General features: G+C 56.9%; 12 protein-coding genes. 4 read left to right on the top strand and 8 right to left on the bottom strand.

The annotated features are described in order from the left end of the window. Positions 1–143 precede the first annotated feature (143 nt). From HMPREF9238_RS07975 to HMPREF9238_RS07945, 8 genes are all read right to left on the bottom strand, one after another. Positions 144–1,235: a hypothetical protein gene (locus HMPREF9238_RS07975; protein WP_016444951.1), complete on the bottom strand. Its 1,092-nt coding sequence runs from the start codon at positions 1,233–1,235 to the stop codon at positions 144–146. After that, positions 1,225–2,295 (bottom strand): lantibiotic dehydratase C-terminal domain-containing protein, encoded by a 1,071-nt coding sequence (locus tag HMPREF9238_RS07970; RefSeq protein WP_016444950.1) that lies wholly within the window; start codon positions 2,293–2,295, stop codon positions 1,225–1,227. Before HMPREF9238_RS07970 ends, HMPREF9238_RS07975 begins: the two co-directional genes overlap by 11 nt. Next, positions 2,283–4,880: a lantibiotic dehydratase gene (locus HMPREF9238_RS07965; protein ID WP_016444949.1), complete on the bottom strand. Its 2,598-nt coding sequence runs from the start codon at positions 4,878–4,880 to the stop codon at positions 2,283–2,285. The genes HMPREF9238_RS07970 and HMPREF9238_RS07965 overlap by 13 nt, the downstream gene beginning before the upstream one ends. Then, positions 4,877–6,418, bottom strand: coding sequence for a nitroreductase family protein (locus HMPREF9238_RS07960; RefSeq protein WP_016444948.1), 1,542 nt, complete (start codon positions 6,416–6,418; stop codon positions 4,877–4,879). The genes HMPREF9238_RS07965 and HMPREF9238_RS07960 overlap by 4 nt, the downstream gene beginning before the upstream one ends. 10 nt (positions 6,419–6,428) lie before the next feature. After that, on the bottom strand, positions 6,429–7,745 hold the full coding sequence (locus HMPREF9238_RS07955; RefSeq protein WP_232217645.1) for a YcaO-like family protein: 1,317 nt from the start codon (positions 7,743–7,745) through the stop codon (positions 6,429–6,431). A gap of 169 nt (positions 7,746–7,914) precedes the next feature. Further along, on the bottom strand, positions 7,915–8,046 hold the full coding sequence (locus HMPREF9238_RS09160; RefSeq protein WP_286127818.1) for a hypothetical protein: 132 nt from the start codon (positions 8,044–8,046) through the stop codon (positions 7,915–7,917). Next, complete coding sequence (locus HMPREF9238_RS07950) at positions 8,024–9,715, bottom strand: cupin domain-containing protein (protein WP_016444946.1); 1,692 nt, start codon at positions 9,713–9,715, stop codon at positions 8,024–8,026. Before HMPREF9238_RS07950 ends, HMPREF9238_RS09160 begins: the two co-directional genes overlap by 23 nt. A gap of 763 nt (positions 9,716–10,478) precedes the next feature. Then, the gene (locus HMPREF9238_RS07945; protein WP_016444945.1) at positions 10,479–11,630 is read right to left on the bottom strand and encodes a branched-chain amino acid aminotransferase; all 1,152 of its coding nucleotides are present in this window, start codon (positions 11,628–11,630) and stop codon (positions 10,479–10,481) included. A 156-nt stretch (positions 11,631–11,786) separates the two neighbouring features. On the opposite strand from HMPREF9238_RS07945, the gene HMPREF9238_RS07940 reads away from it, so the two are divergent. The 4 genes from HMPREF9238_RS07940 (at position 11,787) to HMPREF9238_RS07925 (ending at position 15,241) form a co-directional block, all read left to right on the top strand. Further along, positions 11,787–13,022, top strand: a complete 1,236-nt coding sequence (locus HMPREF9238_RS07940) for a DUF1015 domain-containing protein (RefSeq protein ID WP_016444944.1) — start codon at positions 11,787–11,789, stop codon at positions 13,020–13,022. A 352-nt stretch (positions 13,023–13,374) separates the two neighbouring features. After that, entirely contained in the window at positions 13,375–13,593 is a 219-nt protein-coding gene (locus HMPREF9238_RS07935; RefSeq protein WP_040316889.1) for a hypothetical protein, read from the top strand. 171 nt (positions 13,594–13,764) lie between these two features. Further along, the gene (locus tag HMPREF9238_RS07930; RefSeq protein WP_016444942.1) at positions 13,765–14,034 is read left to right on the top strand and encodes a hypothetical protein; all 270 of its coding nucleotides are present in this window, start codon (positions 13,765–13,767) and stop codon (positions 14,032–14,034) included. Next, the gene (locus HMPREF9238_RS07925; protein ID WP_016444941.1) at positions 14,024–15,241 is read left to right on the top strand and encodes a peptidoglycan-binding domain-containing protein; all 1,218 of its coding nucleotides are present in this window, start codon (positions 14,024–14,026) and stop codon (positions 15,239–15,241) included. Before HMPREF9238_RS07930 ends, HMPREF9238_RS07925 begins: the two co-directional genes overlap by 11 nt. Positions 15,242–15,244: the final 3 nt, after the last annotated feature.

Here is a 15,244-nt window from a genome sequence, read left to right as displayed (position 1 = left end):
GAAGACGAGCAGGTCGAGCCAAAGGCCATATCCGCGTAGTCAACGTAATCCTTGACCTCAAAGGTCTCAGTCGTGAAAGTATCTAGTTCGCTTGCGAGTGCTTCGAGATTCATGATCTCTCCTTCTTGTTTTGCCCCGCGGGGCTAGTTGAGGATGAGCCGTATGGCCCAACCTATTGCCACTAGCCAGATTCCGGTTGTAGCTAGTAGCAAGACTGGATAGGCGCGTATGGATACGCGCGTTTTCTTCGGAAGCGACGCGGGCAGGCGGTATTTGCGCGCCAATGTGCGAAATCCAACCGCCTGGATTTGGTCTACTCCGCTGATGGTTTCGAGAACGCGAGTTGCATCAGTGTTTGGGAACAGTGAGATGCCAAGTCCGATGATGAGGGCGTCTAGGACGATGCAGGCTGCAACAACGGTTTGAACATCTGGATTTTCACTAGCCCAATAGATCGCGACGGGTATCGCGGCTAGAAGCATTGAAGTGAGGGGCCCTGCGGATACGACCGCTACCTTCCGCTTCGGTTTCATGAGCGAGATACCGGGCATGTGCGTATTAGGCATGAGGATGATCCCAAAACGCGTTAGAGCTAAGTAGGGCTCCCTGCTGGAGTACGCGTTGAACACGGCTGCGTGCGCATTTTCGTGTGTGATGGTCACAATCATTGACCATAAGATGGCGATGAACACGCCTAACGCGAGAAAGAGGATCTCGGCACCCTTCAGGGTTTCTAGCGCTCTTGGCACCGTGACCGCGAGCGCTACGAGAGCCGCGATGCCACACACCGTGAGGATCGTGAACATGGGTGGTGTGGCTAGACGGGTCATGTTCTTCCAAAGCGCAAGCACTCCCCGCTGCTCTTTGGCGGTTGTGACTTGGTCTTCGCGAACGCCCGGCGCACGCGCAGATTCCGAATCAACCTGTCCGATACCTCGCCCGGTTGTGAACGGCCTCTTTATGACTCCAAAAAACGCGAACTTGTTCAGTATCGCGTGAAGTTTGCCTTCAGGCAGATCGAGACCGTCTGCTCGTAGCCCCTCCAGGATCTGTTCCACTGACTTCTCGCCGTCAATGCTTTCGAGGACGAGCCGCTCAATGAGGCCGATCCCGATTAGACGCTGCGAGCCCGCAGCACTGATGTCGCTGACTATCGCCGTCCCGTTCCATCTTGCCGGCCCGAGTTCGAGTTGCGGTATGGGGCTTGGAACCCAGCTCTTTAGCTCAGTTGACATCGCTTTTCGCCCTTCGCATAGCTTCCACAATCTGGTAGGCAATGAATGCTTCGTCGGCTACCGAGACCATCATTCGATTGTTGGTCATGTGAATGTAGGAATGGCACAAAGACCACGCGGCGTCCTTCGGGTCAGACACTTCGCGCACCCCGTCCTCGTACTCGAATTTCAGCGGGGCGACCGCGCAGGCTTCTTCGATTTGCTGGCGCACTTTCGTACAGGTTTTTGCCCAGTCTCGAAGAATCTGCGGGAAGTCATCAATGTCGCCGGTGAGAATCGAATTTGCGCGGGGGACGATCTTGCGGCGTATGTTCTCAACGGTCGCGTTGTGTTGGCGCCGCCCTTCCTCGGTGCCGTACGCCGGGTTCGTGTCGTAGCCGTCTGCCCAACGATGGTGGTAGGCGACGAAGAAGTCCTCGATGAGGTCGAGGTCTTTCAGCATGCAGACCGCGGTGATGAAGGTGATCTGGGTCGAAATACCGAGCAGTATCGTGCGCACACCCATGTTGCCAAGGGCTGCAAGTTTCACCATGAGTTCAGTCGAATCCACGAACTGACGCTCGGAGATGAGCATGCCAACTTCGCCGCCGTAGCGTAACCACTCGGGTTCGTATTCGCGAATCTCGATCGAGTTATTCTTGGCGAACTTCGGATTCCCCTCCGCGTCGAAGTACTTGGGACGATCCGCATCCGTGAACTCGCCTTTGAACAGGCTTTCATAAAAGTTGTTGTCCGCAAGTTCTGCCATCGGATGGTAAGACGGGTGCTGCGCTAAGTAGCGTTCGACATAGCTCATCACTTTTGCGTCAACGCGCCGGACATTATCTGGGTTGACGCGCAGACGCAGGCGCACGTGCGAGCCCTCGAGCCAATAGTTGATGAAGAAGTATTCGACGATTTCACCGTCGTCAACCAGTTGTTTCGCGAGTGGGAGTATGCACCCGCGCAACACGGTCAGAGGGGTGCCTCCGTAAAAAACGTGATACGCGCGCCAGACGTTTTCTTCGCGCAGGCGGTATTCGCGTTCCAAAGAGGCTGGGACTTTCGTTAGGACTGGCAAGGTGCATCCTCCATCCAGTTGATTCCGACCATCTGCTCACTCACCACGGCCTCGCCCTCATATTCGACGTTCGGGTTTTTGGGAAGGACTTCGGAGATTTCAATAAACGCTTTTCCTTCGGCCTTTCGAACGTCGTTGTGCAAGTTCGAGCAGGACAGGATCTGGCGAATATCGAAAAAGTACGGCTTGTTTGATGAAGTCGATTCATCACGAATCCGGATAAATCCAGACATGGGCAGGCCGCGATCGGTCCAAAACCTGACCCATTCTTCGTACCCCGAGGCCGTGAGCGGGCTGTGTTTAGGCACGTCGACTGCCGGCACGATCGCCCGCGCTCTTGCTATTACAAGGTTGTCCAGGCGAATCTGCGGGATTAGGGTGACGTGGCCGGGCGCAGGCGTATCAGTCACAATTTCGGGAAGTTTCCGGCTCATCTGCCCCGACGGCGTAAAAAGCGACAGTATTTGGTTGCGTTGCGGTGTAGCGGCCGGAACGAGATAGCCGGAGTAGACCGGGTGTACTTCCACGTCGCCTTGAAAGATCGCGAGGCGACGCTCGCGCTCGGAGTATCGAACCGTGAGCTCGTCGAGGGTAATCGTTTCTTGGGAGCTACTACGAACCGGCTCTCCCGGCAACGCAATGCGCGAATGCAACAGCGGTTCGTGCAGGTTCAGATTAGAAAAGAGCGCGCCGCCCGAGAGTTCCGCCAGTTTGACACCGCACTTATTTGCACACGCCCCCGTGTCCTGCGTGTAAGCCGGAGCTTGCAGATCAAGCAGGTGGGTAAAGCGCGAAATCTGAAAGCCTATGCCCCCAAACGCATCGTTTATCACCCACTGCCCGCTATCGCACCGCTGCACGAGAATATTGGAGTGGCGGAAGGCCGGCTTAAACAGATTCACTACCGAGACCGCCTTCGCCAACGCTTCACTTGCATCGATTGGCGTGAGGTCGCCGAGAGTCGTCATGCCGGCGGTGACCGGTTCACACGTCATGAAAGTCTTCAGTTCCTCGGTGAGCAGTCGGCGAGCTGCAACCCAGGTCCAGGCATCTCCCCAGCGCAGCCAGGGGTCTTCCTCGAGGTCTTCATCCGCGACAGCACCAAGATCGTAGGATTCGAACGAGTCGAACAGTTCGTCGATAAACCCCTGGATGAACGCGTCGGCTTCCATGGCGTCGACCTCGCGACTCTTGAAATACCCGACCATGAGCGCGTGCTTTACGTTGGAATCATCGAGAAGATCAAGTAGCGCAAATAGCTTTCGAATTGTTTCGTCTTGAATCTCGTCTTCAAAGCGCACGCCGGGCAGGTCCGCGTCTACCATGACGTCCTCATAGACCACGGATCTTGGTAGTTTCCCAGTGACGCCCGCGAGCTCGTACATGCGCGAGATAATGTCTCGAAGAGTTTCTATCTCTGCGCTGCGCTGCGCGGGAGAATCCAGGTGTACAAACCGCTCGGCTCGCTCGATGTATTCACTGATTAGGTCAGCCAGCTCTTCATCCAAAACGCGCACGCTGCCAGCAACTTCGTGAAGCCGAGCTGCGTCGTAGGGGTGGAAGGATAGCGCCGGCACTTCAAGGAAACCGAGCCGAATGAGATCTCCGAGTAGCTCGTAGGACGTTTCAAGTTTGATACTGGCTCCGTCGCTAATCCGCTGTGCCAAACTGCCAAGCGTTGTTTTGCCTGACCCAATGAGACCAACCACGGCATCAGTTAGTGCTCTTTGCTTTATGCGAACCGTGTTTTCGGTACATTTGGCGAAGTCGGTGCGCGTGTTGTTGTCTTTAAACTCCCACGCGGCGCGGTCTACAGTGATCTCCCCGTCGGCATCGCGCGCGTCGTTTGAGATTCGCACTTCCAAACTGCCAAGTCTTGCGGGCTCGGATAAGAGCTGATTGAACACTCTAGCGATTGGGTAGATCGAAGGGCGCGACGCCCGGTTCTTACCCGAGGGGGTTCCCTCGCGCGAGACGATCGAGATCGGCCCAAGCGTGGAGAACGGACTCGTCTTTGTGGCCGCACGCAGGATGTAGGAATGCATGGACCGCTCAGCCTTTTTATCCTCTTTATCTACGGCCCCAGCCTCGACGTGAGCGCCGAGTCGCTCGAGTGCCGGAATGAGAGCTGGCGCGGAGATGGCGAGGCCGGACATGAGCTCTTGATCGGAGCGAAACGCGGTGATCGCTTCGCGCTCCCACTGCATGGCGTCTTCGAACTCTTCACTAATCGTGGCAAGCCCCGCCGCAAATGACTGCGCTATTTCTGCGGTGTTGGGCGCGTGCGCATCGATGGTTTGGCGCGTATCTGCATCAATTTCGCGCCAGATCGCAACGGCCTTGGCCACGTTCAGTTTGTAAAGTTCGCGTCGCAGCGCGATTGCGGGCTTGCGTTTATCCTGCTCGAGCTCACCGATCGCCGCGTGGAGGGCGTCGCTGATTTGGTCTCGGCCTCTAGACAACTTCGCTTTGGCAATCGCGACGTCTGCAACTCCGCTTGCAAACGGCGGGCAGTAGAGATCTTGCACGCACTCTTGCGGCACGCCACCTAGACGTAGCTGCGTGTAGTTATCGACGGCTTTCATTTGTCACCCCACATAAGTGATGCGTCAGTGCGGAACTCGCCGGCGTAAGGATTGTCGACGCCCGTCATGATCATGAGCATTGGCGTCATCTCGTCTTTGCCCATACCGGCGTGTTCCGCATGCGCCTGCGCATCGAATCCGAGTGCGGTGCCAGTGCCCACGCCGCATCGAACGGCCTCGACCGATATTGCTTGGCACGCGGCGCCAATTAGCGCATTAACGAGCCGGTATCCGCGCACGCCCCATCGTTTTGACACTTCGAACACGTTGGCGCACGGAATGATCGTTGCCGCGGCTTTTCGCCCGTCGTAGTTTTTCAGGAAGTAAGTTCCGGCAAGGAAATCTTGTTGCGGATCATCTTGCACCAGTTTTAACTTCGCGTCCCTATAGGAGTAGAGGCCCGGCTTTAGGCCGTCTACATTGCTTACAAACACGAGGTATTCCCACTCGAGCTGTCCGTCGCCCGTAGCTACGCGAAACTGCTCGCATGCCGCATCTGCTGCTTCCAAGAGAGTGGTTAGCGTACGCGCGGGGTATGCTTCACCGGTAAATCGTCCAAAACTCGTTTGCCGGCGGTGGAGTTCCTCCCACCATCTGCTCTTGCCGCGTGCGCCCGGGCAGTTCGGAACTGGATTGCAGGTAAAGGTTGCTGGCCGCTGCCCAAACTCCTGCATGTCACGCTGCATTGCAAGAGTGGTGCTAAAGTCCATGACATTTTGGAAATCGGAATCGACTCGCGGCGGGACTTGGGGAGCACCGGGGGCTACCTTCGCCTGATCTGTCGGGATTTGCTCGCCCCAACCCTGGACGGCGTAGATGCCCGTTCGGTCTGTATCAAGCCCGAGGAGTTTCGACAACGCGACCTCGTTTATCCACACGTCCCATGTGCCCGCGGTGCGCTCGCCCGTGATTTCGGCGATCGACCCGACGACGGTGCCGATGTCCATGGCGGTTGCTTGGTAGGCGAAGTCGTTGTATTTAAAACCGCTTCGCCAGTAGTCGATAGTGAGTAGAAGGTAGCGCTCGCAGGTGGATTCGTACCCCTGCGCGCGGGCGAGGTCGTGCGTGTAGTCGCCCTTCGCTAGGGTCTCCCAGACGTGGCGAAGCGGTGAGTAATGGTAGATTCCCGGCGGTAGGTGCCCGCTACCGCGCCCGGATTCGACCAGGTAGAAGTCCGCACAGTAGCGACCTCCGCCAGAGGCCGTGTGACGGCCAAACTTAACGGCCTTCATCGACCGGTAAACATCCGAGCGATCATTACGGTTGGTGATGAGGCGCAGCCCAGTGAAGCCGTAGGCGCAATAGAGCAGGCCCGCAATGTAGTCAGGGGATGATTCGGGCACGCCCTGCAGAAGATCGCTATCTGGGCTTGGAAGCGGAATCGACTCCACCTGATCAGTTTCGTAGTAGGAGTGCGTGAGCGGTTCGTGCGCCCAGTCGACTTTCCAATCGTTTATGAGCATCCCGTCTCGAACGCGAAAATAAATGAGGCTCGCGTAAGCTACTGCCGCCTCACCGGGTTTACACCATTGCTGCATCGTTTCGCTCCTACGGGAATGGATGGGGAATCGTGACGGGCTGGAACTTGGCGCCGGCCGGCAAATCGCCAAATGCTCGGGCGACATCTTCAAGCCGGCTCATGCTGTAGACGCGCTGGTAGCGCCCGAAGTCGATTGGTATGAGGCCGGGCACATCCACTTTCCACACGTGTGCACCAACAGCGCGGGCGAGGCCGTCTGTCAGCTCACACGCGATCGGCTCGAAACCGGCCTCGCGGCACTGCTTAATGCTGAAGCGCAAATCGCTCTCCACGGATCGATCAGCGTTACCTGCCCGCTTGAGCGTGTCTAAAGAGATCTGCCGTTTTCGCGGATGTCGCCAGCGCGATATAAGGCCTCGCGCATCCGGATGCGCGAACATGTCCGCGTGATCTTCCATGACGCGCACAAGAGAATAGTCGGCAAGCATTGCTTTGAGCTCTTCGCGGCGCTGCTCGCGGTGCGCGGCAACCACTTGGAAGTCTGAGGCCACTTCGATCAAAGCGCTTTTCAACGCGCGTTCAGGATCTGGATGACAGCCCGCGCCAACGCACGTGGAACCACCCGGTTCTTCGCACACCGCGACGACCGTGGGAATCTGTATTCCAACAGTCGCGTCGAGCAATACGACCTGCACTCCGTTTAGCGCGAGGCGTTGTAAGTAGCTATTGGATACGTCGTTTTGAATCGATTCTGGAGCAATCGGTGACAGTTCCAAACCGCCATACCAGGCGGCCAGGAACGCGTCTCTCTCCACGGCCTCTAAGAGCCCGAAAAGAATCGCTTCCGAATCCGTGCCACCAACGGCACAACCGTTGGAGGAGTCTTGCACCCATGGTTCAGTATCTGCAGTTGGCGCGAAGTAGACGAGTCTTTCCGGTAGCGCTACTTCGCGCCCGAGGAAACCGGGTTCGCGCTCCCCCAGCGCCCATCCTCGGGTCCAGGCCCTCACTTTTGGCTGTGCGGTTTTCCACGGACCAATGTCTATGCCGAACTTCTCCAAGCCGATCGTTTCTGCGAAGTCTTCGGCGTCTACCGCCACTTGCTCGGGTGCCGGGCTCTCGCAGGCAACGCGCTCGATTCCTTCGAGGATGCCGAGGCGCGTTGCGTCGTTGAAGTTCTCGCAGTGGCCGCCCCACGGCCTCGTGAATGAATCACTTCCGCTGTAGCGAATCATGAAGCCGGATGATTTCGCGGTGGCAAGGCCTGAAACGTCGTAGTCAATGAAGGTGCCGATGGTCGCGTGCACCGGGCTTATGAAGTCTGTTTCCCTAGCCGCTGTGAAGAAGTCTGGGAGTTTCTTTGCTCGATAGCGTGCCGATGTCACGGCCTCATCGCTACCGGTTTGAACATGCCTGCAAGTGGATCGAGCGGAGCGTGTAGATAGCGAGCCTTTGCTAATCGAGAGCCCGCCTGCGAACCCACACTTAGAAGCGGCCTGAAGCGCGCGAGCAAAGAAGGGATTGGTTCTGTTTGCGCTCACGGCGTTCAAAGGATTACCGGTTCGGAACATGAACCTGTCCGTGTCTATCACCTGCTGCTGCAAGCAGGTGCGACACGCGCCCTCGCCCGGTAAGACCGCGTACCGCATCCCCTCGATCGGCCTCATTGGTTACTACAGCTTCCATTCGCACAAGCGATCGCTACGTACCATCCATCGGCCAGCGCAACGATTCGAATCCTCGGCGGGCTCGTCAGCAGGGTCTGGAAATCTTCATCAAGCTCAATGTTGATATCCGAGGCCGACCCGGTCTGCGCTGAGCCGAGGACCTCCAGGGCGGCGCTCGCCTGCGCTTGCTCGGGCGTTGCGCCCACGCTTGTGTGGGCCCACTGGCCGGCGCGTGCTTTAACGAGATGGAATCCGGCGACCTCGCCCATGTATTCGAGTGCAACGCTGCCCTTTGAGACGTCGTCAATGAATGCACCCAGGCGTCCAGGAATAACGTGTCTGCCAATGGATACGCCCGGCGCTAACTCGATGGCGTTAGCAATGAGTTCGAGCGCTCTTGCAACTGCGTCGTGAGGTGTTCGATCAACGCCAAATACGGTTTGGAGTGGCCGCCCGTCGTTTCGCGTGTGCTCTGACAGGGCGAGCCCGTACGCCGTTGCAATGCCATCGATTCGCGCGTCCGCGGTAGTCCACGCGCTCGCGGTTCGAACGACGCCGAAGCGCGTGCACACGGCTGAAACTTTGAGCGGGATTTGAGGCAGATCCAAATCATCGAAACTGAATGCGGGCATAGTAACCGGATCGACTAGGGGCGCCCAGTAGGCGTCGTATTGCGCGCTACGCGAATCCGCGTTTGAAAACTGCGGGCGGGCCTGCACGGCATCTCGCGCGTCCCATTCGTCTACGCCGCCACGGCCGCTCGCGAGCATCTCGTGGGTCTTGTAATCGACGGATTCGAAAATGGGCGTGATTTTATGAATCTCGGTTTCGCCGCTCAGGCAATCCAGTGCGAACAGCGAGTTTCCTGTTTCGGCCTTGATTGCGCCCGTGATGCCTTTGAAAACTTCGTATGCGAGTAGCGCGCCGTAAAGGCGCTGAACGGCCTCGGACGATGTTGCGTAGCTCCACGCGGGATTGCCCGCTTTCGCCTCGCGAAATGCCTCGTCCCACTCCCCCGCTACTGCTCCTCTTCGAAGCGAGTTCAGTCCCGATCGCCAGTGAGCATCTGCCCGAGACCACCTAACGGGCAGCGTCCAGATCTTGTTACCCGCGGGGCAAATGACCATCTGAGCTGCAGCGCTGCGCTTCGCCTTATCGAGAGACTCAAGCCCCGTGGGTCCGAAGATAAGCAGGTCGCCAGCCACGTCCTCATCAATGGAGGAAACAGAAGTGAGGTGGGAAGCGCCGTTTTCTGACAGGTTTGCGCGCAGGGAGTCAAGAATCGGGTCGTTGCCAACGAGCACTATCTCAGCTTCGTGAAAGTCTAAGAATGCGGCGTGAGGTTCGTCGGTGTATTGCGCTAGGAATGCAATCTGATCCAGGTACTGACTGCGAAGGTCATCGGGCAGGAGGTCGAAGTCGGTTTGTGGGATCCACCGCAAGAACCCGTGCTCCGCGAGCGGATTGATGATTTGGAGCATCAGTTTCCAAACGTTTTCGGGTACCGACGATTTGATTTCACCAACCGACACGGTTCCGTTGAAGAGGGGCGCGACCTTATCGAAAAGCGCGTACGCACTTCGGCCGGCGATTTCGAAGCCCGTGGAGGCATTCGAGATTAGAACACCATCGGGAGCCGTTGCGTAGATCGTGTCTTTTCTGAGCCAGGGCCTGTCACTGTCGTGCATCGGTCATCTTCCCGTTCAAGTTCGGAAACGGTATGTGAGCGAGATCTCTGAGCGATCTCGGGCTCGAGACTAACACAGCGAAAGTGCCCCGCGCCCTGTGCGTCCGGCACCCGAGACGTAGGTTTGGTGACGAAATCTTGTGCCGATATCGATGCTTTTTTGCGGCTCACTTCATTAATAAAGAGTGAACACTTCAAAAACGCGATCACATTTGTTAACGCATACGATCGACAAAGCGAGCGGCCGCGAGGTTGCGCTAGGCGCCCGGTAGCGGATCGGCACGGCCAAAACCCTGGGGCGGCGTTGCGGCATCAACCCACCAGCAAGCGGATCGGAAACATCTCTCGGCCGCGCTCGTTAAGACGCGCGGTCAGCAAATAGGCAACACGCCCTCCGGCGGGGCGGCGGCGCATAGTCGTTAACCTTCTTGGCATCATGCGCGATGCCAAATTAACAGAGCGTAAACAGCGCTTCACAACAATAACTTCGGCTTCTAACAAAATCTTTGATTAAATAAAGATCCCGAGCTGCGCTTTTGTGACACTCGCCACAGAGAGCGCGCGCGTCGCCATCTGAGCGAACTGTTTAGCGTTCGTTTACCGCCTTGCTAACGCGGCGCTACGCTTTGACCACATGGAAGTCAGAATGCGCGTGAGCTACCCGGCAAGCTCCTTCACGGAGCGACACGGGCCGGGACAAAAATCTCGGGAGGCCAGGGCGACCTCCCGAGATGAAATGTTCAGGCTATAACTGAGCGAAGGTTCTACGCGATGCGGTAGAGCCAGTTGTAGGGATCGGGTTCCTCACCGTTTTGGATGCCAACCAGCTGGTTGTAAACCGAAAGTGTGACGGCAGTTCCCGGGATTTCCAGGTCAAAGTCTGTCGATGCGAGCCTCCCGATTGGAGTGACCACGGCAGCCGTGCCGCACGCAAACATTTCGGTTACCTCACCGCGCTTAATGTCATCTGCGAGGTCGGCTAGGCGAATACGCTCTTCGAATACGGGCGTGCCGCGGTCGCGCAGCAACCGGATGATCGCGGAGCGGGTGGAGCCTTCCAGAATCGTTCCGGTCAGCGCGGGTGTTACCACCGAGCCGTCGGAGCGGACGACAAACACGTTCATGCCGCCGAGCTCTTCCAAGTACTGGTTCTCGCGCGCATCCAGGAAGCACACCTGATCAAAGCCGGCCTCGGCGGCTTTTTCTTGCGGCAGGAGCGCACCGGCGTAGTTACCGCCCGTCTTTGCCGCACCTGTACCACCTGGGCCAGCCCTGTGGTAATCGTCGGCAACCCAAATTGATACCGGGCTCAGGCCGTCCTTGAAGTAGAGACCAACGGGGGTTGCGATAGTTAAGAACGTGTACTCGCTCGCAGCGTGCACGCCGAGGAACGCCTCGGAGGCGAACATGACAGGGCGCAGGTAGAGCGATGAGCCAAACGGCGTTGGCACCCACTTCGCGTCCTCCTTCACGAGGGCGGCGATTGCGCCTACGAAATCCTCAACTTCCAGCTGCGGCATGCACATGCGCTTTGCCGAAGCGTTAAAGCGGGCGGCGTTATAGGCGGGGCGGAAGGTCCAGATCGAGCCGTCATCGTGGCGGTACGCCTTCATCCCCTCGAAGATTTCTTGCCCGTAGTGAAGCACAGCCGCGGCGGGCGAGAGGGTTAGCGGCCCAAACGGCACGATCTGCTTGCTGTGCCACCCCTCCCCTTTTGTCCAAACCGCGCGCGCCATGTGGTCAGAGTAGGCGGCACCGAAGTCGAGCTCTTCCATTGCCTTTGCCCACGCTTCGTCGCTCGCGGGCGCCGGGTGCGGTAGCACTTTGAAACGTTTTGCTACGTCCTCGGCTGCGGGTAGCGCGCGCTCTCCCGCAGCTTCGAGCGCCGTCATGTTATGGGTCAGCCCATCAGTCATGATGCTTCCTTTCCTTTATATAAGGTCTAGTTTAGGGATCGCGCCGCATACATACGCCGGTTGGTCACACCTTGAACGGCTTTGCGTTTTGATACGGGTCGCAAAAGCCTTGCTCTATTTGAGATGATGAGGCCAGCCACCGATTAAGGAGTCCCCTTGACCACAGCTCACGTGTTCCCCGCAAATATCGGACTGCCTAAAGACGCAGATTTGTATACCTGGTGCGTAATTGCAGCAGATCAGTTTTCCGCCTCCCCCGCCTATTGGAGCGAAGTAGAGAAGATTGTTGGAGCAGCGCCCTCCACGCTTCGCATGATCGTTCCGGAAGTGTATTTAGCGATCGAGGACGAGGCCGAGATACAGGCGCGCGTTGAAGCAGCGCACGCGGCGATGCGCGACTACCGCGATTCGCAAATCGAAGTGCTCGAAAACGCGGTTATCTACACCGAGCGTAAGACGCCCTACGTTGAAAAGCGCCGCAGTCTCGTGCTGGCACTCGACTTGGAGGACTACTCCTACACGGGCGAAGAGGTCGATGCGCGCGCATCTGAGGCAACAGTTTTGGAGCGTATTCCCGCCCGCGAGGCCGTGCGTAAAGGCGCTGTGCTGGAACTGCCTCACGTGCAGGTGCTCTACGACGATCCTTATTTAGAGATCCAAAACCTTATCGATCCGGACTCGCTGAAACCCCTGTATAGCACGGAGTTGATGCAGGAGGGCGGGGCGGTCAAAGGCTGGCTCATCCCGGGCGATTCAAAGCTATGGGCAAGCGTTAAGAGCGTGCTGGACGGCCTCGAAACTCGTCACGGCTTCCGGTTCATCGTGGGCGATGGGAATCATTCGCTGGCTGCCGCAAAATCGCACTGGGAGCATCTAAAGCCAAAGCTGAGCGCGTCGGAGGCTGCAAGCCATCCCGCTCGCTACGCCCTCGTGGAGCTGATTAACATTCACGATGACGGCCTCGTGATGGAGCCGATTCACCGCCTGCTACGCGGCATTAGCGTCGCGGATTTGAAAGCTGGCGCGTCGAAGTGGAATGAGAGCCATGAGGGCGAGGTAGTCTCGCTGAACCTTCTTTCGGCAAGCGGTGAAGACACGCTGGAGCTCGTGCAACCGGGTGCTCTCGTTGTGGAACCGCTCCAGGAAATTATCGACCAGCTGATCGATGAGCACGGGTTGGATCCAGCGCACGCATGCGAGTACGTGCACGGAAGTGGGGAGCTCGCGCGGCTTGTTGCCGATCAAAACGCAATCGGCATTGAGCTGCCCTCCCTGGAACGCTCATCCCTATTCGAGTACGTGGCGAAGCAGGGCGCAATGCCTCGTAAGTCTTTCTCGCTAGGCGAGGCAACCGAAAAGCGCTACTACCTAGAGACCCGCGAGATTGTGTGAGTGCAATAAGTAGGCGTCACATTGTGACTTTTTGAGCCGTAAATACGCGTGGCGCATGCTAGCTCCACTATGCTTTGAGCAGGTAGCAACGTAGCTGCTGAAGCAGAATCTGTGATCATTCGACCACGGTTTTCCAATTGACTTGGGGATTACCATGTCCAAAAAACATTTTGAACCTCTGTTGTTCATCGCCGTATCCGCGCTCGCATTAGCCGGGTGTGGTGGGTCGAACGTTGCTGAAGTAGAGCCCACGGAGAAGGATTTATCTTAATGGGCTTTGCCCCTAGATCAGTTTCGCCCTCCAAACATGCACCTTCTTGCCTACGCTACTGATCTTGTTATGAAAGAGTGCATGGAAGAGCAAGGGCAACCGTACACTGTGGTGCGTTACGACGAGAACGCGCCATTGCAGGAAACCACTAACGCGGTTGGTCGTAAACTGTTCAACCTCGAGATTGCGCAAAAGTACGGTTATCACAATGCGCCTCAGCTTCGCTTTTCTGCCGAAGAGGCTCAGAATCGTTATTCCGCGAATGACGCCGCTTGGAGCGCGGCAACTGCGGAGTGCTAGCCCCGCGTTAAAGAGCGTGGAATCGATTGGGCAACTATCACCGATTACGCAGGAGAACTGGCAGCGAACGCCGATTATCTGTCAGGAGATGAAGTCGAACAAGCGTTAGCTCGCTGGCAAGAATGCATAGCACCACTTGGAATACCAGACGCTCCCGCTAACCCCGACGACATGCCCGGACCAACACTTGGGCAAAAGTTTGGGCTAGACACTGCGGCAGATTGGGATGCTCCACCCGCGGGTCAAGAAGAGATTGAGCTCGCGATCGAGGATGCTAAATGCCGAGAATCGTCGGGAATCACTGAGGCCATGTATGACAAAGAATTTGCCGAGCAAGAGAAACTGGTAGAGGAGAATTCTCGCGATCTCGCCCCACTAATTGAGAAAAATAAGAAACTTACCGAGACCGCTCGAGAAATCATCAGAGAATATGCCAGCTAGTACCACACCACAACGCAAACCTGGCAAACGCCGTACGGGATTGTTCCTCGCGGGTTTCGCATTGATTCTTATCCTCGCAGTTGCGCTCACTTGGATCATCGCTTGGAAGGTTCAGTCTCCGGCACAGCGCGAAGCCTCTGCCGAACCGCCAGAACCTTTGCCTATAACTATCCCCATTGACCGTGGAGATCTTCAAGATTCCAAGTTTGTAAGTGCCACGGTAAAAGGTGCGACAACGTCGGAAATCACGATACCTCGCCAATCCGACGTATCGGTTGTTAGCCAGCTCGGCATTAACACAGGTGAAACACTCAATGCGGGCAATGTAGTGACCTGGATAAACGGACGGCCGGTTATAGCGTTGAAGGGAGCCTTCCCCCTCTGGCGAGATCTCTCAGAAGGCGATAAGGGGGAGGATGTTAGAGAGCTCCAGGTTGCGCTAAATGAGCTCGGATATGGGATAGCCACTGATGGCGTATTCGGCCCGCGCACTGCGAGCAGCATTCAAAAGCTCTATAAGGCGATCGGTTCCGAAGCGGTTAGAACGGATCCAGCGCCCGCGCCATCCGATGATGTCCAACCAAATCAGGGCGATGCTGCGAGGAGCCCACAACCGACGCAGACGCCGAAAGTCGTGACAGTTCCCAAAATTGAAATCATAATGCTCACATCAATGCCCGTTACGGTTACGTCAATCCCGGCGGTCGGCACCGTTCTCGATGAAGAGAACTCAAAGATGCTACTTGGCACAGGTGACATAAGCGTTACTGGAACTGTTGGCGGAGCTGACGCAACTGTCCTGGAAGCGGGCATGAAAGCTCGAGCCTTCGTCGAAAACCAAGAAGTTTCTCTCTCCCTTGAGAAGATTGAGGCCGCGGCAGACTCCGATCAAGCATCACCAGACAACTCCTCAGTTGTTACATTCAAAGTAACCGAGAATGCTGAGGCCCTGCGGAGTCTAATAGACACCGATCAACCAATTCGAGTTGAAGTTGCGCTGTCAGAGCCTCTTACAGATGTGCTCATAGTCCCGGAACGGGCAATCGCATCGGACGCAAATGGGAATCTAACGGTATTAGTAAAGTCTGGCGAATCCGAGTTTCAAGTTACTGAAATTGAACAGCTCGGTTGCGCAAACGGAACCTGCGCGATTCGTAGTGAAGATGAGACCGTGTCCGAAGGTGCTCAAGTTCGAGTGGATCGATAGAGC

It is taken from the genome of Gleimia europaea ACS-120-V-Col10b (assembly GCF_000411155.1).
GTDB classification, from domain to species: Bacteria; Actinomycetota; Actinomycetes; order Actinomycetales; family Actinomycetaceae; genus Gleimia; species Gleimia europaea_B.
The sequence above is the reverse complement of the archived record's forward strand: the minus strand, read 5'-3'. Positions and strand labels throughout refer to the sequence as shown.

Coding starts and splice junctions, on each gene's coding strand:
- HMPREF9238_RS07965 (WP_016444949.1), bottom strand. CDS start 4,880: ATGAAAGCCGTCGATAACTACACGCAGCTACGTCTAGGTGGCGTGCCG.
- HMPREF9238_RS07930 (WP_016444942.1), top strand. CDS start 13,765: ATGCCCGGACCAACACTTGGGCAAAAGTTTGGGCTAGACACTGCGGCA.
- HMPREF9238_RS07975 (WP_016444951.1), bottom strand. CDS start 1,235: ATGTCAACTGAGCTAAAGAGCTGGGTTCCAAGCCCCATACCGCAACTC.
- HMPREF9238_RS07950 (WP_016444946.1), bottom strand. CDS start 9,715: ATGCACGACAGTGACAGGCCCTGGCTCAGAAAAGACACGATCTACGCA.
- HMPREF9238_RS07945 (WP_016444945.1), bottom strand. CDS start 11,630: ATGACTGATGGGCTGACCCATAACATGACGGCGCTCGAAGCTGCGGGA.
- HMPREF9238_RS07935 (WP_040316889.1), top strand. CDS start 13,375: ATGGAAGAGCAAGGGCAACCGTACACTGTGGTGCGTTACGACGAGAAC.
- HMPREF9238_RS09160 (WP_286127818.1), bottom strand. CDS start 8,046: ATGGAAGCTGTAGTAACCAATGAGGCCGATCGAGGGGATGCGGTACGC.
- HMPREF9238_RS07925 (WP_016444941.1), top strand. CDS start 14,024: ATGCCAGCTAGTACCACACCACAACGCAAACCTGGCAAACGCCGTACG.
- HMPREF9238_RS07960 (WP_016444948.1), bottom strand. CDS start 6,418: ATGCAGCAATGGTGTAAACCCGGTGAGGCGGCAGTAGCTTACGCGAGC.